Here is a 25,902-nt window from a genome sequence, read left to right on the forward strand (position 1 = left end):
CCATTAAACAAGGGAGGCCACAAAATGGAGCCAACTGCCATTTTCCTCCTTGCCCTGCTATGGGACTTTCTCCTCGGGGAGCCGCCGGCCAAACTCCACCCCGTAGTGTGGTTCGGGAGCATAGCGGGCTTTCTAGACAGGAGATGGAAGAGAAGAGGCCCAGTTCTCGATTTCCTCGCAGGAGCTTTTACAACCCTCATTGTGGTGGCCTTTGCCCTTGTGCTCTCAACAGTCCCATTTTACCTCCCGTTCCCTCTCAACTACGCCCTTGCGGTTTACCTCCTCAAAAGCTCCTTTGCAGTGAGGAGCCTGTACAAGCACGTCGCAAGAACAGTAACAGAGGACATTGAGGAAAAGCGGAAGGCCGTCTCGATGATAGTGAGCAGAGACACCAGCACCCTCGACGGGGCCCACCTGAACTCGGCCGCGATAGAGAGCCTTGCCGAGAACCTCAACGACTCCGTTGTTGCCCCGCTCTTTTACTTCCTCCTTTTTGGTCTTCCAGGGGCATTAGTTTACCGCGCTGTGAACACCCTCGATGCCATGCTCGGGTACAGGAACGAGCGCTACGAGTTCTTCGGCAAGTTCCCGGCGAGAGTTGACGACGTCCTCAACTTTATCCCTGCTAGGCTGACGGTTCTCCTCTACCTCCCGCTCGGCGGAAGGAAGGTATTCGGGCACTACCTCCTCGCGAGATTCAAACTCAACTCCGACAAGCCCATTTCAGCCATGAGTGCCGTCCTCGACGTGTGGCTTGAAAAGCCCGGCCTCTATCGGTTTCCTGGCAGGACGCCGAAGAACGAGGACATAAAGCGGGCGTTGAAGGTTTATCTGATCGTTGTTGGAGAATGGGTCGCGATCGTCCTGATACTTCTAATGCTGGAGGTGGTTCCATGCTTGAGCCCGTGAAGTTCTCGGCCTATCACGGCGGTGCGAGGGAGGAAGGACTGCTCGACTTTTCCGCGTCGCTGAACCCCTACCCCCCTGAGTGGCTCGACGAGATGTTTAAGCGCGCGAAGGAGATAAGCAACCACTATCCCTACTACAAGGGGCTTGAGGAGGAACTGGCTGAGCTTGTAGGCGAGCCGCTGACGGTCACCGCGGGCATTACTGAGGCGCTCTACCTCATTGGAATCCTAGCGCTACGGGGTAGAAAGGTCATAATCCCCCGCCACACCTACGGCGAGTACGAGCGCGCGGCGAGGATTTTCGGGGCGGAGGTCATCAAAGGCCCGAACGAGCCCGAAAAGCTGGCCGAGCTCGTTGAGAGAGATTCTGTGGTGTTCTTCTGCAACCCGAACAACCCTGACGGGAAGTTCTACCGCGTTAGGGAGCTCAGGCCGCTCCTCGATGCGGTGGAAGAGAAAGAGGCGCTCCTCGTCCTGGACGAGGCCTTCATAGACTTCGTGCAGAAACCGGAGAGCCCAGAAGGGGAAAACATCGTGAAGCTTCGAACCTTCACAAAGAGCTACGGCCTGCCGGGGATAAGGGTCGGCTACGTCACCGGCTTTGAGAAGGCCTTCAGGAGCGTGAGAATGCCCTGGGGCATAGGCTCGACGGGGGTTGCTTTCCTTGAGTCCCTTATCAAAGATGGCTTCGAGCACCTCAGGAGAACTATGCCCCTCATCTGGCGCGAGAAGGAGAGACTTGAGAAGGCACTCGGCGTGAAAAGCGACGCGAACTTCTTCATCAAGCGTGTTGGGAATGCGGGAGAGTTCGTGAGGGCGATGAAAAAACGGGGAATCCTGGTGAGGAGCTGTGAGAGCTTCGGCCTGCCGGAATACATCAGATTTTCAGTCAGGAGGCCAGAGGAGAACGGCATCTTAATTGAGGCCTTCAGGGAGCTTGGGGAAAGGTTTTAACCTGAACCACGTTTCAAGTTTTGGTGGTGCGATGCACGAGCTCTACACCGTTCTGGCTGAATACTACGATGCGATTTACAGAAGGAGAGTGGAGCGGGTTTCCAGGGAGATAGACTTCGTGGAGGAGCTCTTCCAGAAGGAGGCAGAGCGCGAGGTGAAGAAAGTCCTCGACCTCGCCTGCGGGACGGGAATCCCGACGCTTGAACTCGCGAGACGCGGATATCAGGTCATCGGCCTTGACCTCCACGAAGAGATGCTCGCGGTTGCGAGGAGAAAGGCCGGGGCGGAGGGACTCAACATCGAGTTCGTTCAGGAGGACGCTCTCGAAATCGGCTTTGAGGAGGAGTTTGACGCCGTGACGATGTTCTTCTCATCAATTATGTATTTCGATGATTCTACAATTCAGGAATTATTTAATTCTGTAAAGCGGGCCATAAGACCAGGCGGGGTCTTCATAGCAGACTTCCCGTGCTGGTTCTACGGCGGGAGCGACGGCCCGATAGTATGGGACGAACGGAAGGGCGACGAGCGGCTGGTGATTACCGACTGGCGCAAGGTTGAACCCGCATTCCAGAAGCTCCACTTCAAGAGGCTCGTGCAAATTTTAAAGCCTGACGGGAGCGTTAAGGCCTTCATGGTGGACGACGAGCTCAACATCTACACCCCGAGGGAGATGAGACTTCTGGCGGAAAAGCACTTCAGGAAGGTCAAAATCTACGGGGACGGGCACGAGCTGAGGCCCAACGACCGGCGTTATTGGTTGGTGACGGTGAAATGATGCAACTTTAAAAAGTAATCTCCTTTTGATTGCCTTCACCGTGTTAATATTTTCGATAGAAAACTTTTAAGATCTGGATTTATTATCTGCATGAACAACATTGGAGGTGAATCCATGGGTGGGAAGAAGTTTTTAGCCTTGGCTTTGGTGGTCCTCTTCCTTGGAATGACAATCAGCGGGGCAAGTGCCACTGCCACCTTTGTTAATTCAACCGCTAATAGCATGTGAAGCTTCCGTCAAAACCCCATCCAAAAAAGCCAGGAGACGAGATACGGCCTCAATTTGCGTGGATTCCAATAATAATAGCAGTGGGATATTTAATATATACTTTCACTGTCCATGATGACGTTGTAAAATGGTTAAAGGAACACTTCGGTGATAAAGTCGCAAAAACTTATGACCTAGCAGTGTTTGCGTTGGGATTCGTTATACCATCGGGTGAAATCAGATGGGAGGCAGAGATAGTAAAGGACGGGAGCAGACTCACAAAACTTATAATCAAAGCAAAGAATACTGCTGGGGAAGTACTAAAAACCGTATCTTTCTCCAAGGGAGCAATCGACAATCTAGCAAAGGCAGGGTTACTGCAGGAAACTGCAGAAAACAAGCAAATATGGATAAATCTCGTAAAGTATTCTGAAAAGTTCAGGCTATCCACTGACAAAACTGCCAGGATAATATCAAAAATTTCCGAGAAGGGAGTCAAAAAAGGATATATACGCGCAATGTTGCGGAGAGGTACAAATCCAAAGGCGCTCGAAAAGCTCGCAAATGAATATTTGCCATACTGGAGAGGTACTGTCTCAGGAGTCCATCAGATTGTGGACGTTTTTGAGGCCAAGGGTATAACAACTAAAGTCGGTGGACATAAAATCCAAAACTTTGCTGTACTCAAGCAGGGCAATTATAAGTTTGGGGGGATTCACATATTCCAGAAACATGCCACAGATTTTGATAAGGTGTTTTACACACAGACTGGAGATGACATTATAAACTTAATCCGCAAAACACTCGAGAACCCTGACGAAGTTAAATACCTCCCCAATGAAGTCCAAGTAACGAAGAAGTTTGGCCTGTACTTCGAGAACGGCAAGGCTTATGTCAGAGAAGTCGTAGTTTCTATTAACAAAATGGGAGTATAACAACGGCGTATCCTAAACTTGAGAAAATACGAGGGCCCACTCCACGTTCGTACAATCCTTATGGAATTAATGGAAAATGACAGTTCCCGGAGGGTTCGCACCATGTACGAAAACTTTATAGTGCCCAGCAGGCTTTTGCTCCTTTCTTTTACCTCATTTAGAGATTACAGTGGGACAATTCACTCAGGAGAAGCAGTGTTCCTTGTAGAACCGCTAGGCGTCAAAATAAGCATCTTCATCCCAGTTGGAGAGCACGCTGAAAAACTCTCAAAACTTGAAGGCCAGTACGTTGATATGGAAATCGACCCGCCCTACTTTGAAGCCTTCGGGCCAATGAACGCTGAAGAGCCATTTATCACTTTGGAACCGTCCGCTTCCGGGACTACGGCACTGCGCTACCGTTTGATAGGTCTTTTCAAAATCTTTGAGCCAGAGTGGGGCATCTTTGAGTGTGGAAACCTGAGGTTTCCAATCCAAGGGCGGTTGGAGACTCAAAACGGTAAGGCCCTCTTTGTGCGCGATGCCCTCAGGATAGACCTTTCGGATATAAAAGAATGGCCCAGGAAGCCAGAACCTGTGAAAAGTGCGTGGGTTGAGCTGAGGAAAGTTAGGTTTTATGGTTACGTGTTGGAGGACTTCAGGAGGGTTAAGATATGGAAATCATAACCAGCAGGCTTAAACTGATATCTCTGCATCCTTTTAAGGACTATACTGGAGTTGTTCACTCCGGCGATGCCCTTTTCCTCGTGGAGCCCGTGGGAAAGATCCTGGTGGCGTTCCTGCCCGATTCAGAGGACGTTTTAAGACTTGTTGGGCGGGAAAACTCGTACGTGGATGTAGTGATTGATTTGCAGTATTTTGAACTCGCAAGGCCTGCAAGAGAAAAGAAATTCTTGTTGGAGGAAGAACAACAAGAACGATACCGTATAACTGGACGCTTTAGAAAGGTTAAGGGAGACTGTGGTGTATTTGAGTGCGGGAACCTGAGGTTTGAGGAGTGTTTTAGCGAAGAGAGTGAATGGATTGAAATACTTGGGGCACGGTTCTATGCCTATCTACCTGAAAGCGATTGAGAAGTCCTTTCGCTCTTTGACCCCAAACTTTTTAAACCCCCGGTCCGTTTTTATACCTCGGTGGTGCATATCGTCCACCGTAACGCTGATTTCGACCTTTGAATTCCACGCGTTCCGCGCTTCTCGGTTAGCCTTTACTCCAGCACCACCGGCGTTGCTAAGATTTTTAAGGCTCCCTTCTGAGGGTATCCCATCTTTAGAAAACCGAAAGGGTGATGCCCATGCTCCCGAAGAACTACGACCCGAACGAGATTGAGCCCAAGTGGCAGAAGTTCTGGCTGGACGAGAAAATCTACAAGTACGAGCTCGACGAGAAGAGGCCGAGCTACGCGATAGACACTCCGCCTCCGTTCACGAGCGGAACGCTCCACCTCGGTCACGTGCTCAGCCACACCTGGATCGACATCATAGCCCGCTACAAGAGGATGACCGGCTACAACGTGCTCTTCCCGCAGGGCTTCGACAACCACGGGCTTCCAACGGAGCTAAAGGTCGAGAAGGAGTTCGGAATCAGCAAGGATGAACCGGAGAAGTTCCTCCAGAAGTGCGTTGAGTGGACATGGCAGGCCATTGAGGCCATGCGCAACCAGTTCATCCGTATAGGCTACTCCGCCGACTGGGACCTTGAGTACCACACTATGGACGACTGGTACAAGGCCGCCGTCCAGAAGTCCCTCCTTGAGTTCTACAAGAAGGGCATGCTCTACCGCGACAAGCACCCGGTCTACTGGTGCCCGCGCTGTAGGACTAGCTTGGCCAAGGCAGAGGTCGGCTACGTCGAGGAGGAAGGCTTCCTCTACTACATCAAGCTCCCGCTTGCTGATGGTTCCGGCCACGTCCCGATAGCCACCACGAGGCCAGAGCTGATGCCCGCCTGTGTTGCCGTCTTCGTCCACCCGGAGGACGAGCGCTACAAGGACGTTGTGGGTAAGAAGGTTAAACTGCCAATATTCGAGAGGGAAGTACCGGTTATAGCCGACGAGGACGTTGACCCGAGCTTTGGAACCGGAGCGGTCTACAACTGTACCTACGGTGACGAGCAGGACGTCGTCTGGCAGAAGCGCTACAACCTCCCGGTCATCATAGCCATCAACGAGGACGGCACGATGAACGAGAACGCCGGGCCGTACGCTGGCCTCAAGACCGAGGAGGCGAGAAAGAAGATAGCCGAAGACCTCGAGAAGATGGGCCTCCTCTACAAGAAGGAGAAGATAAGGCACCGCGTCCTCAGACACACCGAGAGGAGCTCCTGTATGGCCCCCATCGAGCTGCTCCCCAAGACCCAGTGGTTCATCAAGGTGAGGGACTTCACCGACGAGATAGTGAAGGTCGCCGAGCAGATCAACTGGTACCCAGAGGACATGTTCTTAAGGCTTAAGGACTGGGCCGAGAGCATGGACTGGGACTGGGTCATAAGCAGGCAGCGCGTTTTCGGCACGCCGATTCCCTTCTGGGTCTGTAAGAACGGCCACGTGGTTCCGGCAAAGGAGGAAGACCTCCCCGTTGACCCGCGCTTCGACAAGCCGCCCGTCGAGAAGTGTCCGGTCTGCGGTGCCGAGCTTGAGCCGGTCACCGATGTCCTCGACTGCTGGGTCGACTCAAGCATAACCCCGCTGATAATCAGCAAGTGGCACGAGGCCATCAAGGGCAACGAAGAGGCCAAGCGCTGGTTCGAGCACAACTTCCCGACCGCCCTCAGACCGCAGGGAACCGACATCATCAGGACGTGGGCGTTCTACACGATATTCAGGACTTACATACTCACCGGCGAGAAGCCCTGGCACGACGTCCTCATCAACGGAATGGTGGCCGGGCCTGACGGCAGGAAGATGAGCAAGAGCTACGGCAACGTCGTTGCCCCGGACGAGGTCATTCCGAAGTACGGCGCCGATGCCCTGAGGCTCTGGACTGCTTTAGCGCCGCCCGGAGAGGACCACCCGTTCAAGTGGGAAACTGTAGACTACAACTTCCGCTTCCTGCAGAAGGTCTGGAACATCTACCGCTTCGCCGAGAGACACTTAGAGGATTTCGACCCGGCCAAAGCGCCCGAGGAGCTCGAACCGCTCGACCGCTGGATTCTCTCAAGGCTCCACAGGCTCATCAAGTTCGCCACCGAGGAGATGGAGCGCTACCGCTTCAACCTGCTCACGCGCGAGCTGATGACCTTCGTATGGCACGAGGTCGCTGACGACTACCTTGAGATGATCAAGTACCGCCTCTACGGCGACGACGAGGAGAGCAAGCTGAAAGCCAAAGCGGCGCTCTACGAGCTGCTCTACAACATAATGCTCCTGCTCGCTCCATTCGTTCCGCACATCACCGAGGAGCTCTACCAGAACCTCTTCCGCGAGAGGATTGGTGCCAAAAGCGTCCACCTCCTCGACTGGCCGAAGTTCAGGGAGGATAGAATCGACGAAGAGGCCGAGAAGCTCGGTGAGCTCGCCCGCGAGATAGTCGGTGCAATGAGGCGCTACAAGAACTCCCACGGCTTAGCTCTCAACGCCAAGCTCAAGCACGTGGCCATCTACGCCACCGAGGGCTACGACAGGCTCAAGGCCATCGAGAAGGACATCGCCGGAACAATGAACATCGAGAGGCTGGAGATAATCAGGGGTGAGCCTGCTCTGGAAGAGCGCATCACCGAGATAAAGCCCAACTTCAGAACGGTCGGGCCGAAATACGGCAAACTCGTTCCGAAGATTACCGCCTACCTCAGGGAGCACGCCGAAGAAGTTGCCAGGGCCCTCAAGGAGACCGGAAAGGTCGAGTTCGAGGTCGATGGAGAGAGGGTCGAGCTGAGCAAGGAAGACGTCGTACTCAGGAAGGCCGTCTTCAGCGAGGGCGAAGAGGTAGAAACGGCGGTTGTCGAGGACGCGGTTATAGTGTTCTTCTGAACCTCTTTTCTATTGTTCCCCCATTTTATTTGGTGGTACCGTAAGTTACCTACGGGAGCATAAGTCGGGAATCAGCTTTTTAACACAGTTGCCACCACGGGATCCGCTATTTTGTATCTCTCGTGAAAAATTAGATGATTGACTCAGCAGTTGTAGCACAGCATCGCGGCCTTCTTGAGGAGGATTACCCTGTAGAGCTTGCCGTTGATTACCCTCGCGTTTGAAATCTTGTTGAGGTGGTGCATTCTCTTCCTTTCGAGGGCAACGAGGTCTAGCTCCCTAAGCACCTTCACGAAGTCCTCCCAGCGGATTTTGAGCCAGCTGGAGTAATATTCGAACAGCTCCTTCTCCACGACGCGGTAGGTCTTGCCGTCCACCTTGTACCTGACTGCCCTCTTTGGAAGCTCCTTCCTCAGGCGCCAGCGGGCGTGTAACGGTTCCTGGAGCTCGTAAACGGCCTCGTCCATTGACTTGCCCTCAACCATCATCTTGAGGATTATGCCGAGGATGCGGTTTATCCTGTCCGGGACGCCGATGACGTCCCCCCTGAGGACGATCTTCCTCCTCCTGACGCGGATTCCAGCGCTCTCAAGCTCCTCGCCTATCTTAGGCGTCAGCTTCTTGTCCCTGCCGGTGTCAACTATCCCGCCGATTACGAAGGCATTAACCTCAAAGTCCTTCTCGCTCAGAACCTCGTCCGCCCAGGGGTCGAGGAGGACAACTTCGTCAATCCCCTTCTCCTTCAGGAACTCGGCGGTTGGGCCTTCGTAGGTGGTAATTCTGTCAAGCGGGCCGTGGAACATTGACCTGAACTCCTCGCCGGCCCAGGTCACGGCCAGCTCTCCGCCGGTGAAATAGTCCCTCAGCAGGCCGTAGCTCTGGTTTATCTGGAGGCAGACCTTGCCCTTCTCCTTCCCGGTGTGCTTGTCCCAGAGCTGGAGGTCTATTATAAAGTAGGGCCACTCCGGGAGCCTGGAGCGGAGCTCCTCAGGGGTAAGAACCGGCTCGAACTTCTCCATCATGCACAGCGGGGCGTAGGCGTAGTATGAGCCCTCAACGCGTTTCCCGCTCAAGTCCCACGCGACCGCGGTCTTCTCGGGGACGCGAAAGATTGCGCCCTTGCCGTGGACTATCTCAACCGCTATGTCCTGGAGCTTGTTCTTTGACTTCCTGAAGCGCTTGGAGAGGGTTCCTATGCTCTCGATGCCCTTCTCCCTCAGGGCTTCCCTGAAAACATCGGCGAGCGTCTTCATGGCCATCGGGCGGGGGAAGCGGGTAGGGGGTTAAAAGGTTTTTGTGTGGGTATGAGGAGATAAGTCTTAAAAGATTGTAAATAAATACCACAAATCTGGGGGAATAAATCCATGAACAGGGTGTTATTTTATGCGATAGTTCCCGTCCTCTTAGTTATGGTCCTTGTGATTAACCTGAAATCTATTCCAGGACCTCCCTACGGTGGTGACCTATACTTCCACAATGGAATCGCTGAAGCAATATTCCATGGCACTCCCGTCTTTCATGACCCCACAAACTATGAAGGCTATGCTTTTTACCCTTGGCTCTATCATTCCATTGTAGCGCTTCTTGGTCATATTGTTGGGGCTGTAATGCCAGTAACAGTCTATATAATGCCAATTCTCATACTTCTCCTGTCAATTATCATAATATATCTTCTCGTAGGTGAATTGACATCAAAACATGCGGCTGTGTTGAGTCCTTTGCTTCCCCTTGCGTTCCATTTCCCGGATCCACATCCTCATACTCTTATGTTGATGGTGTTTGTTCCCCTCTTTTATCTTGCTCTTATTCGTTATTTAAAAGAACCATCCATTAAAAATGGAATATTCCTAGGTACTACATGGGCTCTTGCAGGTCTAACTCATGTTTTAGGGACCTTTGGAATTGGAGCTGTGATTGTTGTGAATGTGATTTGGGACGTTGTCCGAGATAGAGCCCTCTCTGCAGTAAAAAGATGGATTGTACCGTTTTTTGTTGGCATCCCCTTACTGTTCCTCTATTGGGGGCCTCTCCTGTTTGTGTACCACGCTCAAACTCCCAATCCATATCAAAGCTTAGTCTGGGCTCATTACACAATTGTTGACTTCACAGTGGATATGGCAACATTTTTTGTATTTTACTCTTGGAAGGGAATACTCTCCCTTCTTGCCATTGTCGGTTTGTACATCATTGTAAAAATCCAATCTCATCCTGCGCGTAGAATCATTGTTTCATCACTCCTTGGCATGTATATAGGAGGAGTCATATTCATATTGCTTGGAAATCCACTAATTGCAAAAAAGCTGAGCCTATACTTCTTTACATTAGATATTATTTTGGTATCCCTTGGGGTTGCATACATTACCTCCAGATTTCCCAAAGGAAAAGCACTAGCCGCGATAACCGTTATGCTCTTGGCAATCTCTGGAGTCACTGTAATAGAGTTCGCATCTAGTCCATGGGTTCAGATTGGTTTTCATGAGTTTCCCTTTGACGAACTTCGAACATGGCTTATTGAAAACACTGACGTTAACGATGTTATTTTGAGCAATTATGAGGCATCATTCATGCTGTTTTCTATATCCGGAAGGAAAACGGTACTGTTTAGAAGAACCCATGCATCTCCTTTTGTTGACTACAATAAGAGAAGTGCCGATATAATGGTGGCATTATTAGGAAATAACACCACAAAAGCCCTTCAAATCTTAAAGGAATACCATATAAAGTATGTTTACATAGATAAGTCCACTTCTGCTGATCCTCTTTGGGTTCCTATCTCCTATAGAAAATACCTTGAAAACAATGGTGTCCCCTGTCACATTGAGCAAGTGAGATACGATCCAGCTGATCCTAAAAGTGTGAAAATCGAAGCGTGTGTCTCAGAGTTTAACATTTCCAAATTGATGCCATATCTCGAAGAGAGATTCAATAAACGTGATTCTGTGTTATTTGAGATACACTATCCTGACGAACTCGCAGAGATGTAGATGAGATACCAAAACAGAAAAACAGAAACAGAATTCTGGTGCCCCGGCCGGGATTTGAACCCGGGGCGCGGGCTCGAAAGGCCCGCATGTTTGACCGGGCTACACCACCGGGGCTCGATATTAGGGAAGGAAGAGCGTTTAAAAATCTTTCGCCGCTGGGGCCCGGGTGCAGGGCCCACCTGGAGCCAGAACGGCAAACCTTTTGAACCCCCCGCTTAACTAGTCCCGATGCTCGCCGTCAGAGTCCCCAAGAGAGAGGCCGAAAAAGCGAGGAGGAAGCTCATCGAACTCGGCGTTCTGGCTAAGGGATACGCCGTTAAGCGGGAGGGTGAGTTCATACTCTTCCCAGTCACAGGGCCAGCGGAGGGTTTTGAACTCGTAGAGGCCGATTTTGAGAGACTTGAGAAGAGGCCCCACAGCTACCGCGAGGTCGTTGACGTCCCCGAAGAAGTTAGACCGCTCCTTCCGAGTTCTTTCGATATAATTGGCGACATTGCCATAATCGAAATCCCCGAGGGGCTTGTGAAGTACGGAAGGGCCATTGGGAAGGCAATCCTCAAAGTCCACCGCCACATAAAGGCCGTCTTCGCAAAGGGGAGCAAGGTCTCCGGCGAATACCGCGTGAGGGAGCTGATCCACCTCGCGGGAGAAAAAAGGACTGAAACCCTCCACCGCGAGAACGGGATAAGACTGAAGCTCGACGTAGCGAAGGTCTACTTCTCCCCGAGGCTCGCCACCGAGAGGATGAGGATTTTCGAGAAGGCCCGGCCTGGAGAGGTAGTCTTCGACATGTTCGCCGGCGTCGGCCCGTACGCGGTGCTCTTAGCGAAGAAGGCAAAGCTCGTCTTTGCCTGCGACATCAACCCCTGGGCGATACGCTACCTTGAGGAGAACATCAGGCTGAACAAAGCCAGCAACGTCGTGCCAATCCTTGGGGACGTGAGAAAGGTCGCCGGAAAACTAGAAGCCGACCGCGTCATAATGAACCTCCCCAAGTTCGCCGACCGCTTCCTGAGGGAGGCCATGCTGAGTGTTAAGGACGGAGGAGTTGTCCACTACTACGGCTTCGGCCCGGAGGAAGACCTCTTTTCGGAGCACGAGGCGAAGATTAAGGCCGTAGCGAGGGAGCTTGGCTTTGAGGTCGAGTTCCTTGACCGGAGGAAAGTCCGCCCCTACGCCCCGAGGCAGTTCAACATCGCGATTGACTTCAGGGTCTTGAAGTCTCGAAGCGATGTTTTGTGCGGAGAACATGAGCTTAAAAGCGAGTGTTTTCTTGATAAAACACCCTAAAAGTTAGAAAAAGGAAAGACTGAGAGTTAAAGTCAAGTCAAAGTTACTTTCCAGCGATTTTCACGTTTTCGAACTTGATGAACGGCGTTATGATTGTGGTGCTGGAGGGCATTACAGTCTGCTCCTTCGTAACTTCACTGGCCTGCCCGAGGAGCTCGTAGACGTTGCCGGCTATAAGGAAGACACTTGAACCAACTACTTCCCCGTCCTCGATGAGGAATGCCGGGTTCGCCGTGACTGCGAAGTTTCCGTTGTCCGGGTTGCTTGAGTGCGCACCCTGCACACCGTCCACGAGGTAGCCGCGCTCGATTTCCGCTATGATGTCCTCCAGCGAGCGCTTTCCGTTCTCGATGACCATGCTGTGGAAGCCAATGCTGATTCCGCCGCTGTTCAGGTCGCGCTTGCCGTTTCCGGTGCTCTCCGTGCCGTAAACCTTTGCCCAGTAGTTGTCCCAGACGAAGCCCTTGAAGGTACCGTTCTCGACAAGGACGTTCTTCCTCGTCGGAACGCCCTCGCCGTCGGCTATGACCGGATTAAGCGAGAGCTCGTGGAACGGGTCGTCGTAGAGCGTTATTATCTCGCTCGCCACCTTCTCGCCGACCTTTCCGGCGAGTGGAGTCGTCTCTTTGACTAAGCGCTCACCGCTGAAGGCCGGGAAGAGCGCGTAGCTGAAGAGGCCCGCTATCGCCCACGGGCCGAAGATTACCGGCACTTCCTCGTTCCTGCTCGGCTTAACGCTGTAGGCCCAGCCGACCTTCTGCACGGCCCTCTCCACGACGCCCTCCACGTCGAGGTCGAGGCTGCGCTTAGCGTCGAAGTCGAAGATTCCCGGCGTCACGACGCCCTCTTTCCTGCCGACAAGCTCAAGGAAGAAGAACGCCGCACCGCCTTCCTGAAAGACGTCTATCCCGTGGGAGTTGACTATATGCCTCTCCTCCCACTCCACGCCACCCTCTCCACCGGCGACGATGGCGTTCTTGTCCTTCTCGCGGGCGAGCTTTATGCCGCGGACGAGCATCTCAACGAGCTGGTCTGGAGAAGCCTCCTTGAGCTCGTAGTTCGGCTTCGGCTTTTCGCGGTACATGCCGGGCTCGGGCAGGGAGACCCACTTCTCGTCCCTGGTGTTCAGCTTTGCCATCTTCGCCGCCTGCTCAATCGCTTCCTTAACGCGATTCTCCTCGTCGCTGTCCACTATAGCTAAACCGAGGCGCTTGTCCTTTATACCGCGGATTATCGTTACGGCACCGCTCCTCGTCGAGGCCATCGAAATCTCGTTGAGCTCGACGCTCGCGCTGACCTCCCTCGAGCGGTAAACTGCAATCTCAACCTCATCGAAGAGCTTCTCAGCGTAGTGTATGAGGTTCTCCATCTTTAACCCTCCGCTTCAATTTTGCCAGATTCAACTCCCAATTCCTTCAAACGCCTCATAATTTCTCCGAGGAGAACTTCACGGGCACGCCATATCTCGATTCCCACGATGTTGCCGCTTTCATCGTAATCCACGAGGATATCTTCGTCAATTTCAACGGTCTCGGCTACCTTTGAGGGGGAGACCTCGATGTAAAGGATGTCCCCCTGCGGGTCGTAGCGAACCTTCATACTCTCACCCACCTGCCCTTTCTTAGGCGGTTTTCTATTTGAGCCTTTCTCGATGCCTTGTAAACGGTCACCACTTCTATGCCTCCAAGCCGGGCGTCATAAACAACTACCAGGGCTTTACCGTTGCCCTTCACTGCAACGAAGTGTCCCGTGAGCGTGTCTATTGCCTTGATGTCCGGGTCTTCAAGGGTTTCAATGACTTCCTCTGGCTTGATGTTCCTCTTTTTCATTGACTCAACGGCGTGCCCTGTGAAGTGAACCTCAGCCAATCAGTATTCCCCCGTCAAACCTCATGTGCGGGCCACCTGAGCTGACAAAGGCGGTCTGTCCCTTGCCACAGAAGCCGACCTCGAGGCCGAAGTCCTTTCCAACGGCGCTTATCTTCTTCAGAGCCTCTATGGCAACGCCGGTAATCGAGGTGTCCCTTATCGGCTCGGCTATCTCGCCGTTCCTGATGACGTAGCCCTCCTGGATGCCGACCTGGAAGGCGCTGTTGAGCTGGGCCTGGCCACCGCGGAAGTCAACGACGTAGTAGCCGAACTTGATGTCCTCGATGAGCTCTTCGAAGGAGTGGTCGCCTGGCTCGAAGACCGTGTTGCGCATCCTGATTATCGGCGGGTAGCGGTAGCTTTCAGCTCTGGCATGGCCGTTCGGATCCATTCCCCACTTCGCCGCGTACTCGCGGTTGAGCATTATCTCCTTCAGGATTCCGTTCTCGATGATGTGGATGTCCTTAACCGGAACGCCCTCGTCGTCGTACTTGTCGTTTCCAAAGCCGCCCTTGACATAGCGCTCGCTCATCGTGACGTACTCCGGAGCTATCTGCTTGCCGATGAGGTCTTTGAAGGGCGAGTTTATGGTAAGGTCTGCCTCCGCGAGGTGGCCCAAGGCCTCGTGGGCGATGATTCCGACGACTATCGGGCCGGCAACGATGGGCCACTCACCGCGCTTCGGAGCCACTCCTTTCAGCTGGCTGTGCATCTTCCTGAGAAGCCTCTCCTTCACCTTCTCGTTCGGCTCTATCTCGGTCATCAGCTCCCAGCCGTAATCAACGGCTCCAATGCTGTCCCTCGCCATCGCGAGCTTCCCGTCGGCCTTTCCGGTTACGTATGCCCCCTGGTAGAGGTAGTTGTAGTCCCACTCTATCCTCGTGCCCTCATTTGTGAGGACGGCCTTTTTCCCGCTGCCGTCCTCGTAGCGAATCTGGACACTCTTTACAGCGTTATCCTCCCTGAGGAGCCTCTCAAGCTCCCTGAGGTGGGAAACTTTCTCCTCGATGTCCACTTCCCTTGGCTTGAGCTTCATCCTGCTCTTCACGAAGTCCTCGACCGGCTTTATCTCGGCCAGCTGGATTTTCTCCTTCTTCGTCTGTGCGGCCGCCTTAGCGAGCTTGTAGGCCTCTTCAATCTTTTTCTCGAGGTTCTCAAGCTCGCTTGTCGAGGCGAAGCCCCAGGCGCCGTCCGCTAAAACCCTTATGGCAACGCCCCTGTGGAGCTTCCCCGTGAAGCTCGTGAAGACGCCGTCCTTGAGGCCGAGCGTGGTCTTTCTCAAATCCTCGTAGCGTAGCTCGATGTACTCGGCCTTCAGGTTTTCCTCAGCCCACTTAAGGGCCCTTTCAAGTGCCTCCATGTCCACCACCGTTGACGTTTGTCCAATCCATTGTGGGATGGACAACTATAAAAGTCTTTTGAGCCTTTCGATGGGGGTCGAAAAGAATCCCAGTCTGGTTTTAAACCTCTGGTTGGAGTAACACTTATATATTTTGGCTATTATATCCGGTAATGAAAGAACGGTACATTGAGGGAAAAGCGGCGTTCGAGCTGGATGGAGACAGGAACTGGAGGCTTGGGTGAGCGGCATGAAAAAATACTCCGTGGTGATTTTCTTCTTTCTCATCCTCCTGGTCGCGATTTTTAGCGAGAGTTCTCATAACACCCCGGGGCCAAACACTAAGACTGAGGACGTGGAGTTCGCGGGTGGGGTGTATTCAAAATCCCTTGAAGTGCTCGACAGCACGGGGTACACCATCCACATTCTCCTGTGCTCACTGGCCGGCGGAAGGGTGTCCGTCAACATAACCCCCCGGAAATGGATAGATGATAGAGCCGCTACCTATGTCCTTCTTCCACCCGGCGCGTATCCGCCGGGGTTTCTCGAAAATATCCCCAAGGAAGTAGGAAAGTTTCGTATGGCCAACACCACAATCTCCGACTTCAGCTATGAAAACGGGACGATAAGGTACAGGGGATACCTGAGAAAAGGTGAATGTACAGTTCTGTCCATAAGGGCAGTGTTCAGGGAAACGGGTCTCCCGCAGAGGATAGAGGTCAGCGGGCTGAGTGCTAACGAGCTCACACTACCCGATGCCGCTCTCGGGGGAGAGAACGGCAGTTATACCCTTAAAATCTCGGTTCCCTGGGATTACGGCAACTGGTCGCTGTCCGTGCTGGTCCCTAAGAGGCTCGGGAGAAACAAGACCTACCGGCTGGAGCTCGAAGGCTATATATCCTCGATGCTCGGCGGGCTCAAAAAGGGCATCCACCCCCTGAACGCCCTGAAGAGGCCGGACTCAAAAGGCCCCGAGCCGCCCGGTAGCTACTGTGCTGAGCTCTCCGCTCCCGGGGATTTGGTGTACACACAGCGCCCGCTCGACTTCTCAGGCCTCTACAGCGACGGGGCCTACTACGAGAAGGACTTCTCGGGGAACTCGTCGGGACAGCTGCGCCTGAACCTGACCGCAGGAGGCACCTGTGAGCCGGCCGTTTGGATAAAGTTCCACGGAAGGGTGCGGAACATGCTCACGGGGCCCCTCCTTTCAGAGGTGGCCCTGTCCGGGGCGAGTGGCCGGGGGGTGGTCTTCGACTCGGAGCTTGACGTGGTTGAGGATTTGGTCGTCGAACCGGATACGGGGTGATTGGGCCGCATAAAGAAAGGAGAGAAATCACCGGCGCCTTGAGAGGGCCGCCGGGAGAAGCGCGAGCAGGGCCATCAGGGCCGGTCCGCAGAGGCCCTTCTTTTCCACCTTCGCCTTGGCGTGGATTGGATGTTTGGAGGCCGTGTAGAGGTTCCAGTGCCACTCGGCCCTGTTCCCCTCGACGCAGCAACAGCGAGGAACACCAGGCCCGGCACGAGAAGCGGGAGGTGTTTTCCCACCGGAACCACCTGAAAATATACGCAGGAGCACTTCAAAAAGTTACCGTCCCGTCATGTTTTTATTCTCCGCCCCCATCCAACAATCATGAAGGCCGAAATCAAGAACCTCATAGACAGGGGCACCTACAGGAAGCTTCCGCTCTTCGAGGGCGAACTGCCCGAGGGGAGCTACGCCCAGATAGTCGAGGTGAAGCCGGGGCAGACGGTTAAGAAGCACTATCATCTCCACCAGTACGAGCTGTTCTACATAATAAGCGGCGAGGCGAAGCTTGGTATCGGCGAGACCGAGTACCATGCAAAGCCCGGTGATATATTCCTCGTCAAGCCTAAGACTGTCCACTGGGTCGTCAACGAGCGCGACGAGCCCTTCAGGCTCTTCGTCGTGAAGCTGAACTACTATGGCGACGACTCCGTCTGGCTGGAGGAGTGAGGATGGCCGAGAAAATCATCGGCATCCTCGGCGGAATGGGCCCCCTCGCGACGGTCGAGCTCTTCAGGAGGATAGTCGAGAAGACGCCAGCAAAGAGGGACCAGGACCACCCGAGGATAATAATTTACAACAACCCCAAAATCCCGGATAGGACGGCGTTTATCCTTGGAAACGGCGAAGACCCGAGGCCCAAGCTGATAGAGGGCGCGAGGAAGCTTGAGAGCTGGGGGGCAGACTTCATCATAATGCCCTGCAACACGGCCCACTTCTTTGCAGAGACAATACAGAAGGCCATAAGCATACCCCTCGTCAACATGATAGAGGAGACCGCGAAGAAAATCGAGGAGATGGGGCTCAGGAAGGTTGGCCTCCTGGCAACTGACGGGACGATAAAGGGCCTCATCTACCACCGTGCGCTCCTCAGCAGAGGAGTCCAGATAGCGGTGCCCAACAAAAATGACCAAAAACGCGTCATGGAGGCCATCTATGAGGGCGTTAAGGCAGGAAACCTTGAGCTGGGGAGGAAGCTCCTTTTGGAAGTCGCCAGAAAGCTTGAACGCAGGGTTGATGGAATCATAGCTGGCTGTACTGAGGTAAGCGTTGCGCTTAAGCCTGACGACCTGAGTGTTTCCCTAATAGACCCCCTCGACGTGATAGCCGAGAAGGCTGTCAGACTCGCACTCGGCCTTGAGGAGCTCTGAGCCTTTTTCTTCTCCCATAGGTTTCTGGCCGAAACCCCTTAAAACCCTCCTTCCAACTTGGCCCGGTGGGAGAAATGGAGATAGGTGTCGTCGGAAAGCCAAACGTTGGAAAGTCGACATTCTTTTCAGCGGCCACCCTCGTTGACGTTGATATAGCCAACTACCCGTTCACGACGATAGACGCGAACGTCGGTGTCACCTACGCAATAGCGGAGCACCCCTGCAAGGAGCTCGGCTGTCAGCCAAACCCCCAGAACTACGAGTACAGAGACGGAAAGGCCCTGATTCCAATAAAGATGATAGACGTTGCCGGTCTCGTCCCTGGAGCTCACGAGGGGCGTGGACTGGGCAACAAGTTCCTCGACGACCTGAGGATGGCTTCCGCTCTAATCCACGTCATCGACGCGACCGGCAGGACAGACGCCGAGGGTCAGCCGACAGACTACCATGACCCAGTTGAGGACATCGAGTTCCTTGAGAGGGAGATAGACTACTGGATTTACGGGATACTCAAGAAGGGCTGGGAGAAGTTCGCGAAGAGGATAAAGCTCCAGCACATGAAGCTTGAGCAAGCGATAGCAGACCACCTCTCGGGCATTGGGGTTACCGAAGAAGATGTCTGGGAAGCGGTTCACAAGGTTGGCCTCCCAAGCGACCCGACGAAGTGGAGCGATGAGGATTTACTCGCCTTCGTCCGCGAGCTCAGGAAGACCAACAAGCCGATTATCATAGCGGCCAACAAGGCCGACGCCGCAACCGACGAGGGGATAAAGAGGCTCGTTGAGGAGGGCAAGAAGAGGGGCTATATCGTCATTCCAACTAGCGCCGCCGCTGAGCTCACCCTTAGAAAGGCTGCCAAGGCGGGCTTTATTGACTACGTGCCGGGCTCAAGCGACTTCAAAATCCTCAAACCGATGAGTCCCAAGCAGGAGAAGGCCCTCATGCTCATAAAGGAGAAAGTACTCGACCGCTTTGGCTCGACCGGAGTCCAGGAGGTCATAAACAGGGCGGTCTTTGAACTGCTCAACCTCATACCGGTCTACCCGGTTCAGGACGAGAACAAACTCACGGACCAGTTCGGCAACGTCCTGCCGCACGTCTACCTTCTCCCAAAGGGCTCGACGCCCAGAGACTTGGCCTACAAGGTTCACACCGACCTCGGAAAGACGTTCCTCTACGCAGTGAACGCCAGGACAAAGAGGCGCGTCGGAGAAGACTACGAGTTGCAGTTCAACGACATAATCAAAATCGTCGCAACGGCAAAGTGAGGCCTCTGAACTTCCTTTGTGTCTCCCGTGCTCGGCTTCACTTTTTCCCGCTTTTGGCTTCCCTCAGGAGCTCCTGGTAAAGCCTCGGCTCGACGTCCTCCTCGCTCAGGCCGAGTTCCCTAGCGACTTCCCAGATTTTTCTCTTGGCATCGTTCACGTCCTCAGAAATCACCTCTATGTCGAGGAAGCCGCCGAGGCCCTCAACGTCGTTGAGCTCAAAGGTGACATCGCCGAGCCTGTAAACGAGCCTCTTTTTCTTTACAACGATATCCTCTTTGAAGCCGAGGCGCCTGAAAATCTCAACGGTTCTGTCAAAGTCCGAGACCTCGACCTCAATCTCGTCGAACTCCTCGTTTCTGCCGGGGTCTTTAATCTCCTTGTACGTTAGAAAGGCCTTTCCAAGGTTCCCAAGCTTCCTCACGCGGAGGAGTTTTGGGAGGGGCAGGGAGAAATAGATATCCTCCTGGAGCTCCTCTCGAACGAAGGCGGCACCAAGAGACTCAATTTTTTGCTTCGCGTCTTCAAAATCGACTCTGAATTTGACCTCAACTTCCATATCAGACCCTCACAAGGAACCCAATAACGTCGCCGCCCTTGACGAGCTCCGTTAGGGGTATTACTTCCACGCGCTTCAGCGTTGGGAGCACCCTTATGGTCTCGTCAATGAACTTGTTGAGCTTCTCCTCGTTTTCCTCTCCCACGAGCGCAACGAGGCTGTCTTTAGTGCTCCTTGCAACGGCGAGGACGTTGGGCAGAATCGAGAGGGTCTTCATGATGTGGTTGATGTACTTCTCAAGGAAGTCCTCGATGATTGGAGTCTCCACCTGGATGTAGACCAGAGCAACCGCTTTGGGCCGGAGAGCCTCTCCAAGGACTATGGTGTACCTGTCGATTATGCCCCTCTCCTGGAGCTTCTTGATTCTAAAGTGAACAGTTGATTCTGGTCTGTTTAGCCGCTCCGCTATCTCTGAGATTGTCAGGCGAGCGTCTTCCTTTAGCAGTCTGAGTATGGCCCTGTCAAGGTCGTCTAGCTGCACCATGGGGAGTCCCCCAGCGCTTGTAAATTTCGTTTTGTATTCCCAGAACGTCTAAGATTTTGCCGATTATAAAGTTTATTATATCATCTACAGTTTTTGGTTTTGTATAAAATCCAGGCGACGCTGGCATTACAACAGCACCTGCACGGGTTGCCCGGAGCATATTTTCAATGTGTATCAGGTTCAAAGGAGTTTCCCGTATGAGGAGCACAAGCTTTCGTCTTTCTTTCAACGCAACGTCCGCCGTCCTCGTTATCAGGTTGTCAGCGTAACCGTTGGCTATCGCGGACAGGGTCTTCATGGAGCAGGGTGCGATGACCATGGCGTCGAAGGGATAAGAGCCCGAGGCAGTTGGGGCAAACAGGTCATCTTCATAGTAGTCGGGCTCGATTTCAACACCGAGCTCGTGCCTGGCAACTTTTATCCCGGTTTTAGTTGCAAGGAGAATAACATCATGGCCGAGCTCGCGGAGAACGCTGGCCAGTCTCACACCGTAAACGGCCCCGCTCGCACCGGTTATTGCAACAACTACCTTCATGAAACCACCGCTCCCACTTCCCCGCTAGCTTTTTATACTTTTTTGGGCCAAAAGGGCTGAAGGGTCATGAAGACGTATCAAGTCCTCATAGAGAGCGCCCTGAAGATAGCTGAGAAGCTCGGCGCCAAGGCACTCGTGATAATGAAGGAGATAGAAGAGGACAAAATACCTGAAACAGACCTGTCAATCATTATCGTCGGCTCCTCCTTCGACGTCGAGGACGAGAAAATCAAGAGGGTCTCCGTCCCCCAGAACCTCGACCTGAACAACGTGCTCAACCTGATTTCAGCGTTTCTCATAGAGCAGGACATCGTAAAAGAGGGGGACTCATTTGTCTACGTTACGGAGGACGCGATAGGCATCAAGACGGTCAAAAAGGGAATTCTGGCAATGAAGAGCTTTTTTGCCCAGAACCAGAACGTCCTGCAGAGAATGCTGGAGATTGCAATCGAACTCAGCATCGAGGGCAGGGAAGGGAACCCCGTGGGGACGATATTCGTCATCGGGGACACGAGGAGAGTCCTGAAGCACTCCCACCAGCTGATTCCAAACCCGTTCAAAGGGCATAAAATAAACGTCATGGACAGGGACAGCAAGGAGATAATAAAGGAGTTTGCCCAGCTCGACGGGGCCTTCATCATAAAAGAGGACGGGAGAATTGTTGCGGCCGGAAGGTATCTGGAAGTTGAGCCGAAGGTAATCGACCTCATGCTGCCCCCCGGCCTTGGGAGCAGACACATAGCGGCCGCGGGAATAACAAAGCTCACAAAGGCGATGGCGATAAGCCTCTCCGAAAGCGGGACGATAAGGATTTTCAAGAACGGGCTCATGCTGCTGGAGTACAACCCTAGGCTAAAATATTAAATGGAGAGCAGGGAAGGCTCAGACGTTGAAAATACGTATCGTGTTCGTTCCTACCGTTTTTCCTATGGGGGTTCCCTTGGTCAGCAGCACTGTGTCCCCTTCTTTTACGAGTCCAAGGCCCGTTATCACACGGATTATCTCCTCTTCACTAGTCTCTTCCACTTTGAACGGGTAGACTCCGTAGGAGAACATCAGCGTGTTGGCGACCCATTCGTTGGTCACAAAAGCCAGAATCCACTGCCTAGGTTTGAACCTCGCGATGAGCCTCGCCGTTTGTCCAGTCCTTGTCGGCGTCAGTATGTACTTGATGTCGAGGGAGTTGAGGGCCTCGATGATGCTCCTTGCTATCGCGTCCTTTATGGTGCCTTTGGCGGGCCCGCGTCCCTTCAGCTCGTTCATCTTCCACTCAACCGTCCTGCTGGCCCACATGCTGTCAAGGTAGGCCTCGGTTGTCCTGGCAATCTTTGCCATCATCTTCACGGCCTCAACCGGGTACTTTCCGACGGCAGTTTCCTCGGAGAGCATGACAGCGTCCGTTCCGTCGAGAATGGCGTTGGCCACGTCCGTAACCTCTGCCCTCGTCGGGAGCTTCTCATGGGTCATGCTTTCGAGCATCTGGGTGGCCGTGATGACCGGCTTGCCGGCGCAGTTGGCCCTCTTGACGAGCTTCTTCTGAAGTATTGGGAGCTTCTCAATCGGCATTTCCACGCCAAGGTCTCCCCTCGCAATCATGACACCATCGGCGGCGTTTAAAATCTCGTCAAAGTTCCTGACCGCATCTGGGCGCTCTATCTTGGCGACGAGGAAGAGGTTGCCGTTGTGGGAGTCAACGAAGCGTCTCACCTTAAGAACGTCGTAGGCCGAGCCGACGAAGCTTATTCCAACCGCGTCAATACCTGCTTCGAGGGAGAACTCAATGAACTCCAGGTCTTTCTTCGTCACGGCGTCTATTGCGAGCCTCGCCTTCGGAATGTTTATGCCCTTGTGGGAGAACAGCGTTCCCCCAACGAGGACCTTACATATCACGTCCTGATCCCTGACCTCCTCGACACGGAGCGCTATGAACCCGTCGCTGAGGTAGATGATATCTCCCTTCGAGACGAGCTTCGGGAAGTCTTTGAACTGCACCGGGATTACCGACTCGTTTCCGGTGACGTTCCTCGTCGTCAGCGTCACAGTCTGCCAGCGCCTGAGGTTTACCGAACCGCCCTCGATTTCCCCAACGCGAATCTTGACACCGGGAAGGTCGCCGAGTATCGCAATAGGCCTGTCAAGCTTCTCTGAAACCTTTCTGACGAGCTTTACCGCCTTCTCATGCTGTTTTAGGTCACCGTGGGCAAAGTTGAGCCTTGCGACGCTCATTCCTGCACGAACCATCGCGGACACTGTCTTCTCCTTGAGCGACGCGGGGCCGAGTGTCGCTATAATCTTTGTCTTCTGCCCTGGGAGCCTCATGCTACCACCTAAAAGAGACTACGTGCTTCTGCTAAAAAACGTTTCCGGGCGCGTCACTGCTTATTGTTTGGGGGCCTGAGAGGTCGCAGTGGCACGTGTTGTAGAGAACCTCAAAGCTTTCGAGGCTCAAAAGAAAAAGTCAAACTCTCCCTGAGCTTTTTCATGCACGAGCCGCAGAAGAACGCCGGCCGGGTGTCCCACAGGGCCATCGTGCCGGGGGAATTCATAACGCAGTAGCCGGAGCAGTGTTCAAGACCAAAGGCGTGGCCGACCTCGTGAAGGATACCCTTGAGCAGGCGCATCTTGAACGTTTCAAGCTCGCGGGAGAGGACGCGCCTCGCAAGGCGCTTGACGTCTTCATCAACGTGAGGGCTCTCAAGGGCACGCAGAGCCATCTTGAGGGCATCGGACTCGAAGGGCTTCATGGATAGCACCATTATCTTCCTGCCGAGTCTCTCGGTCTCGAACCCCAGAAAGCTTTCGTAGAAGTCCAGATACGGGTTTCGTGATGCGAGAGGGAAGCTTATCAGGCCGAGTATCTTGTTCATAACAAAGCCATTGTCCTTCTCCATCTCGACCTTGAGCCTGTAGTCGAGGAAGTCAATGAGAACTTCGAGGGGATAGAGCCTCACGGTCTCCTCTGGGGTCTTTACGCTGATAAGGTAGCCCGGCTCAAGAGTAAGGCTGTCGAGGTAGAGAAACCGTACTCCCAAGTCCCAGTCCCTGAGAAGTCTGTTGGCCTCGTCAACTACTTCGAACATAGCTTCCTTTAGGGTGTTTTCAAGGAAATTAGTGACGTATGTGAAGCCTATGAACTCCATGTTTTACCCTCTCTCAAGTGTAGTGAGTGCGGAATTTATAAGCGTTCTTTTAGGAGGGCAACCGAGAGGTTTTTAAATCCCTTCCCAAAATGGAGCCCTGGGCGATGGCGTCCGCCCGGGGCTTCGAGCCCGAACCGCCCGAAAGGGCTGATGACGCCTGTTCTCCGCTAAAAGCTTGGGAGGCGGTAGAATGGGCTCGAAGCTTCGCAGACTTGGACGTTACGTTAACGTCAATGCCGTCTTACGCTACGTTGAGGAGAGACGGCACGAGGACGGTGGGTACTGCTTCGTGAGCGTACTCAGTGACACCAACGTGAACGACACCTACTACGCGGTCAAAATCTACAAGCTCCTCGGTCTAGAGTTCCCCAAACCTGAGAAAACGATTGAGTTCCTGGCCAGCGCAATTCAGCCGCAGACGGCCGTGGTTGCGATAGCGATGGCCCTCGAAGGCCTCGCCCTGCTTGGGGCAAAGGACACAGCGAGGGAGAAGACTGAGATAGTCTTCACCAAGTACAATCCTTCAGAAGGCAAGTTCGCCGTTGGGCTGGGTGGAAGCGAGGAGTTCGGGACGGCAACGCCCCTCGAAGCCACCTACTGGGTCACTAAGGCTTTTGATGCAGTTGGCTTGAAGTTCAACCCAGATGAGAGAGATGCCATAAGGGAGTTCGTGATGAAGTTCCGCAACGGAAACGGCTACGGCGTCAAGCAACCAACGACGACGATGACATACCAGGCGCTCTTCACCCTCTATATCCTCGGCTACCGGCCGCCCAAGAGCCCACACTTCAGGAACTGCGAGCTCTGCGGTGACTGGGGCGGCTTCACCGAGGTGCCCTACAGCCTTCCCCCGTACCTTGAGCCAACCTTCTACGCTACAAGGGGACTGGAGCTTCAGGACGAAACGCCAACCTGCCCAAGAAGGCACGTCTGGTTCATACGCCAGCTTTGGAACTCCAACGGCGGCTTCAGGAGGAGCCTTGAGCTCGGAATATCCAACTTTCAGAACACCTACCGCGCATTGGCAGTGGTTGACTTCATGAGCAGGTTCGTGTGAGGAGAACTGCCCTACCCACTCAGGAGAAATAAGACCAAAGTAAAAACCCGCGATGAAACCCAAAAATTTAAATGTTCCATCTTCGCTGGAGATGAGAGTCTTCTCAAAAGAGCGAGATAAGCAAAAGGAGAGGTGAGACAATGAACCCGAAAATAGCGACCGCAGTAATGCTCGGCGGCGCTCTCGGTGCACTGGCGAGGTTCTACATCTCGGGGCTGCTCCCAGTGTATAAAGACTTCCCCGTGGGAACCCTGCTAGTGAATTCCATGGCCAGCCTCATACTAGGCTACCTCTACGGCCTGCTCTTCTGGGGAGTGGACGTCCCGGCTGACTGGAGGGCTTTCTTTGGGACTGGCTTCTGCGGTGCGCTGAGCACGTTTTCCACGTTCTCCTACGAGACATTCTCACTCCTCCGCGAGAGGGAGTACATCATAGCCGGCCTCAACGTCCTGGCAAACGTTTTTGTAACCATAAGCCTAGTATTTATAGGGTTTATCCTGGCCCGGAGGTGAGTCAATGGTCGAAGTTGAGCACTGGAACACGCTCCGCCTTCGCATCTACATAGGTGAGAACGACCGCTGGAACGGAAGGCCCCTCTACAAGGTGATAGTTGAGAAGCTCCGCGAGATGGGTATGGCGGGGGCCACCGTTTACAGGGGCATATACGGCTTCGGAAAGAAGAGCAGAGTTCATTCAAGCGACGTCATGAGGCTTTCAACTGACCTACCAATCGTCATTGAAGTAGTTGACAGGGGTTATAAGATAGAAAAGGCAATATGCGAAATCAAGCCGATGATTAAAGACGGAATGATAACGGTCGAGCCGACCATTGTTGTGTGGGTCGGAACACAGGAAGAAGTCAAAAAGTTTGAAGATGACGCCGTTCATGAAGAGTAAAGACATAACCTAAAGATTAATAAGACTGCTAGACTATTACATGACATACTAAATGACAT

Annotated in this window: 29 protein-coding genes, 1 tRNA gene and 1 riboswitch; of the genes, 18 read left to right on the plus strand and 12 right to left on the minus strand. The window is 53.5% G+C overall.

The window, feature by feature from the left end; genetic code table 11:
• Window positions 1-24: 24 nt before the first annotated feature.
• From cbiB to TEU_RS09060, 8 genes are all read left to right on the plus strand, one after another.
• Window positions 25-909 (plus strand): adenosylcobinamide-phosphate synthase CbiB, encoded by an 885-nt coding sequence (cbiB, locus tag TEU_RS09030; RefSeq protein WP_050003466.1) that lies wholly within the window; start codon window positions 25-27, stop codon window positions 907-909.
• Window positions 894-1,862: an aminotransferase class I/II-fold pyridoxal phosphate-dependent enzyme gene (locus TEU_RS09035; protein WP_050003467.1), complete on the plus strand. Its 969-nt coding sequence runs from the start codon at window positions 894-896 to the stop codon at window positions 1,860-1,862. Before cbiB ends, TEU_RS09035 begins: the two co-directional genes overlap by 16 nt.
• Before the next feature lie 31 nt (window positions 1,863-1,893).
• Window positions 1,894-2,640: a class I SAM-dependent methyltransferase gene (locus TEU_RS09040; RefSeq protein ID WP_050003468.1), complete on the plus strand. Its 747-nt coding sequence runs from the start codon at window positions 1,894-1,896 to the stop codon at window positions 2,638-2,640.
• A gap of 90 nt (window positions 2,641-2,730) precedes the next feature.
• Window positions 2,731-2,868: a hypothetical protein gene (locus TEU_RS11730; RefSeq protein ID WP_158506643.1), complete on the plus strand. Its 138-nt coding sequence runs from the start codon at window positions 2,731-2,733 to the stop codon at window positions 2,866-2,868.
• Window positions 2,865-3,782 (plus strand): hypothetical protein, encoded by a 918-nt coding sequence (locus TEU_RS09045; protein ID WP_050003469.1) that lies wholly within the window; start codon window positions 2,865-2,867, stop codon window positions 3,780-3,782. Before TEU_RS11730 ends, TEU_RS09045 begins: the two co-directional genes overlap by 4 nt.
• A 102-nt stretch (window positions 3,783-3,884) precedes the next feature.
• Window positions 3,885-4,448 carry a hypothetical protein gene (locus tag TEU_RS09050; RefSeq protein ID WP_050003470.1) on the plus strand — a complete coding sequence of 188 codons (564 nt, stop codon included), beginning with the start codon at window positions 3,885-3,887 and terminating at the stop codon, window positions 4,446-4,448.
• Window positions 4,436-4,855 carry a hypothetical protein gene (locus TEU_RS09055; RefSeq protein ID WP_050003471.1) on the plus strand — a complete coding sequence of 140 codons (420 nt, stop codon included), beginning with the start codon at window positions 4,436-4,438 and terminating at the stop codon, window positions 4,853-4,855. The genes TEU_RS09050 and TEU_RS09055 overlap by 13 nt, the downstream gene beginning before the upstream one ends.
• Before the next feature lie 221 nt (window positions 4,856-5,076).
• Window positions 5,077-7,749, plus strand: coding sequence for a valine--tRNA ligase (locus TEU_RS09060; protein ID WP_050003472.1), 2,673 nt, complete (start codon window positions 5,077-5,079; stop codon window positions 7,747-7,749).
• Window positions 7,750-7,892: 143 nt separating this feature from the next.
• Here TEU_RS09060 and trm10 read toward each other — a convergent pair whose 3' ends face one another.
• The gene (gene trm10, locus TEU_RS12000) at window positions 7,893-9,002 is read right to left on the minus strand and encodes a tRNA (guanine(9)-/adenine(9)-N1)-methyltransferase (RefSeq protein ID WP_050003473.1); all 1,110 of its coding nucleotides are present in this window, start codon (window positions 9,000-9,002) and stop codon (window positions 7,893-7,895) included.
• A 111-nt stretch (window positions 9,003-9,113) separates the two neighbouring features.
• On the opposite strand from trm10, the gene TEU_RS09070 reads away from it, so the two are divergent.
• Window positions 9,114-10,733, plus strand: a complete 1,620-nt coding sequence (locus TEU_RS09070; protein WP_050003474.1) for a glycosyltransferase family 39 protein — start codon at window positions 9,114-9,116, stop codon at window positions 10,731-10,733.
• Window positions 10,734-10,769: 36 nt separating this feature from the next.
• On the opposite strand, the gene TEU_RS09075 is transcribed toward TEU_RS09070, so the two are convergent.
• A tRNA-Glu gene (locus TEU_RS09075) sits at window positions 10,770-10,847 on the minus strand.
• A 114-nt stretch (window positions 10,848-10,961) separates the two neighbouring features.
• On the opposite strand from TEU_RS09075, the gene trm5b reads away from it, so the two are divergent.
• Window positions 10,962-12,023: a tRNA (guanine(37)-N1)-methyltransferase Trm5b gene (trm5b, locus tag TEU_RS09080; RefSeq protein ID WP_081947233.1), complete on the plus strand. Its 1,062-nt coding sequence runs from the start codon at window positions 10,962-10,964 to the stop codon at window positions 12,021-12,023.
• Between the two features lie 43 nt (window positions 12,024-12,066).
• On the opposite strand, the gene TEU_RS09085 is transcribed toward trm5b, so the two are convergent.
• From TEU_RS09085 to TEU_RS09100, 4 genes are read right to left on the minus strand one after another with little or no spacing between them, the layout of a single operon-like run.
• A complete protein-coding gene (locus TEU_RS09085; RefSeq protein WP_050003475.1) occupies window positions 12,067-13,392 on the minus strand; it encodes a TldD/PmbA family protein in 1,326 nt (441 codons plus the stop codon).
• Window positions 13,393-13,394: 2 nt separating this feature from the next.
• Window positions 13,395-13,622 carry a DUF2283 domain-containing protein gene (locus tag TEU_RS09090; RefSeq protein WP_050003476.1) on the minus strand — a complete coding sequence of 76 codons (228 nt, stop codon included), beginning with the start codon at window positions 13,620-13,622 and terminating at the stop codon, window positions 13,395-13,397.
• Window positions 13,619-13,891: a DUF4258 domain-containing protein gene (locus TEU_RS09095; protein ID WP_050003477.1), complete on the minus strand. Its 273-nt coding sequence runs from the start codon at window positions 13,889-13,891 to the stop codon at window positions 13,619-13,621. The genes TEU_RS09090 and TEU_RS09095 overlap by 4 nt, the downstream gene beginning before the upstream one ends.
• Window positions 13,884-15,251 (minus strand): TldD/PmbA family protein, encoded by a 1,368-nt coding sequence (locus tag TEU_RS09100; RefSeq protein WP_050003478.1) that lies wholly within the window; start codon window positions 15,249-15,251, stop codon window positions 13,884-13,886. Before TEU_RS09100 ends, TEU_RS09095 begins: the two co-directional genes overlap by 8 nt.
• A gap of 334 nt (window positions 15,252-15,585) precedes the next feature.
• Between TEU_RS09100 and TEU_RS09105 the strand changes: the two genes are divergently transcribed.
• Window positions 15,586-16,536, plus strand: a complete 951-nt coding sequence (locus tag TEU_RS09105) for a hypothetical protein (RefSeq protein WP_144244851.1) — start codon at window positions 15,586-15,588, stop codon at window positions 16,534-16,536.
• Between the two features lie 27 nt (window positions 16,537-16,563).
• On the opposite strand, the gene TEU_RS11545 is transcribed toward TEU_RS09105, so the two are convergent.
• Window positions 16,564-16,806 carry a CGP-CTERM sorting domain-containing protein gene (locus TEU_RS11545; protein ID WP_081947234.1) on the minus strand — a complete coding sequence of 81 codons (243 nt, stop codon included), beginning with the start codon at window positions 16,804-16,806 and terminating at the stop codon, window positions 16,564-16,566.
• A 54-nt stretch (window positions 16,807-16,860) separates the two neighbouring features.
• Between TEU_RS11545 and TEU_RS09110 the strand changes: the two genes are divergently transcribed.
• The 3 genes from TEU_RS09110 (at window position 16,861) to TEU_RS09120 (ending at window position 19,174) form a co-directional block, all read left to right on the plus strand.
• Complete coding sequence (locus TEU_RS09110) at window positions 16,861-17,205, plus strand: cupin domain-containing protein (protein ID WP_050003480.1); 345 nt, start codon at window positions 16,861-16,863, stop codon at window positions 17,203-17,205.
• A 2-nt stretch (window positions 17,206-17,207) separates the two neighbouring features.
• The gene (locus TEU_RS09115; protein WP_050003481.1) at window positions 17,208-17,906 is read left to right on the plus strand and encodes a cysteate racemase; all 699 of its coding nucleotides are present in this window, start codon (window positions 17,208-17,210) and stop codon (window positions 17,904-17,906) included.
• A gap of 74 nt (window positions 17,907-17,980) precedes the next feature.
• Entirely contained in the window at window positions 17,981-19,174 is a 1,194-nt protein-coding gene (locus TEU_RS09120; RefSeq protein WP_050003482.1) for a redox-regulated ATPase YchF, read from the plus strand.
• A 37-nt stretch (window positions 19,175-19,211) separates the two neighbouring features.
• Here TEU_RS09120 and cyaB read toward each other — a convergent pair whose 3' ends face one another.
• From cyaB to TEU_RS09135, 3 genes are read right to left on the minus strand one after another with little or no spacing between them, the layout of a single operon-like run.
• Window positions 19,212-19,730: a class IV adenylate cyclase gene (gene cyaB, locus TEU_RS09125; RefSeq protein ID WP_050003483.1), complete on the minus strand. Its 519-nt coding sequence runs from the start codon at window positions 19,728-19,730 to the stop codon at window positions 19,212-19,214.
• A 1-nt stretch (window position 19,731) separates the two neighbouring features.
• Complete coding sequence (locus tag TEU_RS09130) at window positions 19,732-20,214, minus strand: Lrp/AsnC family transcriptional regulator (RefSeq protein ID WP_050003484.1); 483 nt, start codon at window positions 20,212-20,214, stop codon at window positions 19,732-19,734.
• Window positions 20,192-20,749 (minus strand): UbiX family flavin prenyltransferase, encoded by a 558-nt coding sequence (locus tag TEU_RS09135; RefSeq protein ID WP_050003485.1) that lies wholly within the window; start codon window positions 20,747-20,749, stop codon window positions 20,192-20,194. The genes TEU_RS09130 and TEU_RS09135 overlap by 23 nt, the downstream gene beginning before the upstream one ends.
• Before the next feature lie 66 nt (window positions 20,750-20,815).
• Here TEU_RS09135 and TEU_RS09140 point away from each other — a divergent pair, with 66 nt between their 5' ends.
• Complete coding sequence (locus TEU_RS09140; RefSeq protein WP_050003486.1) at window positions 20,816-21,613, plus strand: DNA integrity scanning protein DisA nucleotide-binding domain protein; 798 nt, start codon at window positions 20,816-20,818, stop codon at window positions 21,611-21,613.
• A gap of 18 nt (window positions 21,614-21,631) precedes the next feature.
• Here TEU_RS09140 and pyk read toward each other — a convergent pair whose 3' ends face one another.
• Both pyk and TEU_RS09150 read right to left on the minus strand, forming a co-directional pair.
• Window positions 21,632-23,068 (minus strand): pyruvate kinase, encoded by a 1,437-nt coding sequence (gene pyk, locus TEU_RS09145; protein ID WP_050003487.1) that lies wholly within the window; start codon window positions 23,066-23,068, stop codon window positions 21,632-21,634.
• A 110-nt stretch (window positions 23,069-23,178) separates the two neighbouring features.
• A complete protein-coding gene (locus TEU_RS09150) occupies window positions 23,179-23,889 on the minus strand; it encodes a zinc metalloprotease (protein ID WP_050003488.1) in 711 nt (236 codons plus the stop codon).
• A 91-nt stretch (window positions 23,890-23,980) separates the two neighbouring features.
• Window positions 23,981-24,056: riboswitch (Fluoride riboswitch) on the plus strand.
• A gap of 23 nt (window positions 24,057-24,079) precedes the next feature.
• Between TEU_RS09150 and TEU_RS09155 the strand changes: the two genes are divergently transcribed.
• From TEU_RS09155 to TEU_RS09165, 3 genes are all read left to right on the plus strand, one after another.
• Window positions 24,080-24,946, plus strand: a complete 867-nt coding sequence (locus TEU_RS09155) for a prenyltransferase/squalene oxidase repeat-containing protein (RefSeq protein WP_050003489.1) — start codon at window positions 24,080-24,082, stop codon at window positions 24,944-24,946.
• Between the two features lie 140 nt (window positions 24,947-25,086).
• On the plus strand, window positions 25,087-25,458 hold the full coding sequence (gene crcB / locus TEU_RS09160) for a fluoride efflux transporter CrcB (RefSeq protein WP_050003490.1): 372 nt from the start codon (window positions 25,087-25,089) through the stop codon (window positions 25,456-25,458).
• A gap of 4 nt (window positions 25,459-25,462) precedes the next feature.
• Window positions 25,463-25,843, plus strand: coding sequence for a DUF190 domain-containing protein (locus TEU_RS09165; RefSeq protein ID WP_050003491.1), 381 nt, complete (start codon window positions 25,463-25,465; stop codon window positions 25,841-25,843).
• The last annotated feature ends 59 nt before the right edge of the window (window positions 25,844-25,902 follow it).

The sequence above is a fragment of the Thermococcus eurythermalis genome, assembly GCF_000769655.1.
GTDB classification, from domain to species: Archaea; Methanobacteriota_B; Thermococci; order Thermococcales; family Thermococcaceae; genus Thermococcus; species Thermococcus eurythermalis.

Coding starts and splice junctions, on each gene's coding strand:
- cbiB (WP_050003466.1), top strand. CDS start 25: ATGGAGCCAACTGCCATTTTCCTCCTTGCCCTGCTATGGGACTTTCTC.
- TEU_RS09035 (WP_050003467.1), top strand. CDS start 894: ATGCTTGAGCCCGTGAAGTTCTCGGCCTATCACGGCGGTGCGAGGGAG.
- TEU_RS09040 (WP_050003468.1), top strand. CDS start 1,894: ATGCACGAGCTCTACACCGTTCTGGCTGAATACTACGATGCGATTTAC.
- TEU_RS11730 (WP_158506643.1), top strand. CDS start 2,731: ATGAACAACATTGGAGGTGAATCCATGGGTGGGAAGAAGTTTTTAGCC.
- TEU_RS09050 (WP_050003470.1), top strand. CDS start 3,885: ATGTACGAAAACTTTATAGTGCCCAGCAGGCTTTTGCTCCTTTCTTTT.
- TEU_RS09055 (WP_050003471.1), top strand. CDS start 4,436: ATGGAAATCATAACCAGCAGGCTTAAACTGATATCTCTGCATCCTTTT.
- TEU_RS09060 (WP_050003472.1), top strand. CDS start 5,077: ATGCTCCCGAAGAACTACGACCCGAACGAGATTGAGCCCAAGTGGCAG.
- trm10 (WP_050003473.1), bottom strand. CDS start 9,002: ATGAAGACGCTCGCCGATGTTTTCAGGGAAGCCCTGAGGGAGAAGGGC.
- TEU_RS09070 (WP_050003474.1), top strand. CDS start 9,114: ATGAACAGGGTGTTATTTTATGCGATAGTTCCCGTCCTCTTAGTTATG.
- trm5b (WP_081947233.1), top strand. CDS start 10,962: ATGCTCGCCGTCAGAGTCCCCAAGAGAGAGGCCGAAAAAGCGAGGAGG.
- TEU_RS09085 (WP_050003475.1), bottom strand. CDS start 13,392: ATGGAGAACCTCATACACTACGCTGAGAAGCTCTTCGATGAGGTTGAG.
- TEU_RS09090 (WP_050003476.1), bottom strand. CDS start 13,622: ATGAAGGTTCGCTACGACCCGCAGGGGGACATCCTTTACATCGAGGTC.
- TEU_RS09100 (WP_050003478.1), bottom strand. CDS start 15,251: ATGGAGGCACTTGAAAGGGCCCTTAAGTGGGCTGAGGAAAACCTGAAG.
- TEU_RS09110 (WP_050003480.1), top strand. CDS start 16,861: ATGAAGGCCGAAATCAAGAACCTCATAGACAGGGGCACCTACAGGAAG.
- TEU_RS09115 (WP_050003481.1), top strand. CDS start 17,208: ATGGCCGAGAAAATCATCGGCATCCTCGGCGGAATGGGCCCCCTCGCG.
- TEU_RS09120 (WP_050003482.1), top strand. CDS start 17,981: ATGGAGATAGGTGTCGTCGGAAAGCCAAACGTTGGAAAGTCGACATTC.
- cyaB (WP_050003483.1), bottom strand. CDS start 19,730: ATGGAAGTTGAGGTCAAATTCAGAGTCGATTTTGAAGACGCGAAGCAA.
- TEU_RS09130 (WP_050003484.1), bottom strand. CDS start 20,214: ATGGTGCAGCTAGACGACCTTGACAGGGCCATACTCAGACTGCTAAAG.
- TEU_RS09135 (WP_050003485.1), bottom strand. CDS start 20,749: ATGAAGGTAGTTGTTGCAATAACCGGTGCGAGCGGGGCCGTTTACGGT.
- TEU_RS09140 (WP_050003486.1), top strand. CDS start 20,816: ATGAAGACGTATCAAGTCCTCATAGAGAGCGCCCTGAAGATAGCTGAG.
- pyk (WP_050003487.1), bottom strand. CDS start 23,068: ATGAGGCTCCCAGGGCAGAAGACAAAGATTATAGCGACACTCGGCCCC.
- TEU_RS09150 (WP_050003488.1), bottom strand. CDS start 23,889: ATGGAGTTCATAGGCTTCACATACGTCACTAATTTCCTTGAAAACACC.
- TEU_RS09155 (WP_050003489.1), top strand. CDS start 24,080: ATGGGCTCGAAGCTTCGCAGACTTGGACGTTACGTTAACGTCAATGCC.
- crcB (WP_050003490.1), top strand. CDS start 25,087: ATGAACCCGAAAATAGCGACCGCAGTAATGCTCGGCGGCGCTCTCGGT.
- TEU_RS09165 (WP_050003491.1), top strand. CDS start 25,463: ATGGTCGAAGTTGAGCACTGGAACACGCTCCGCCTTCGCATCTACATA.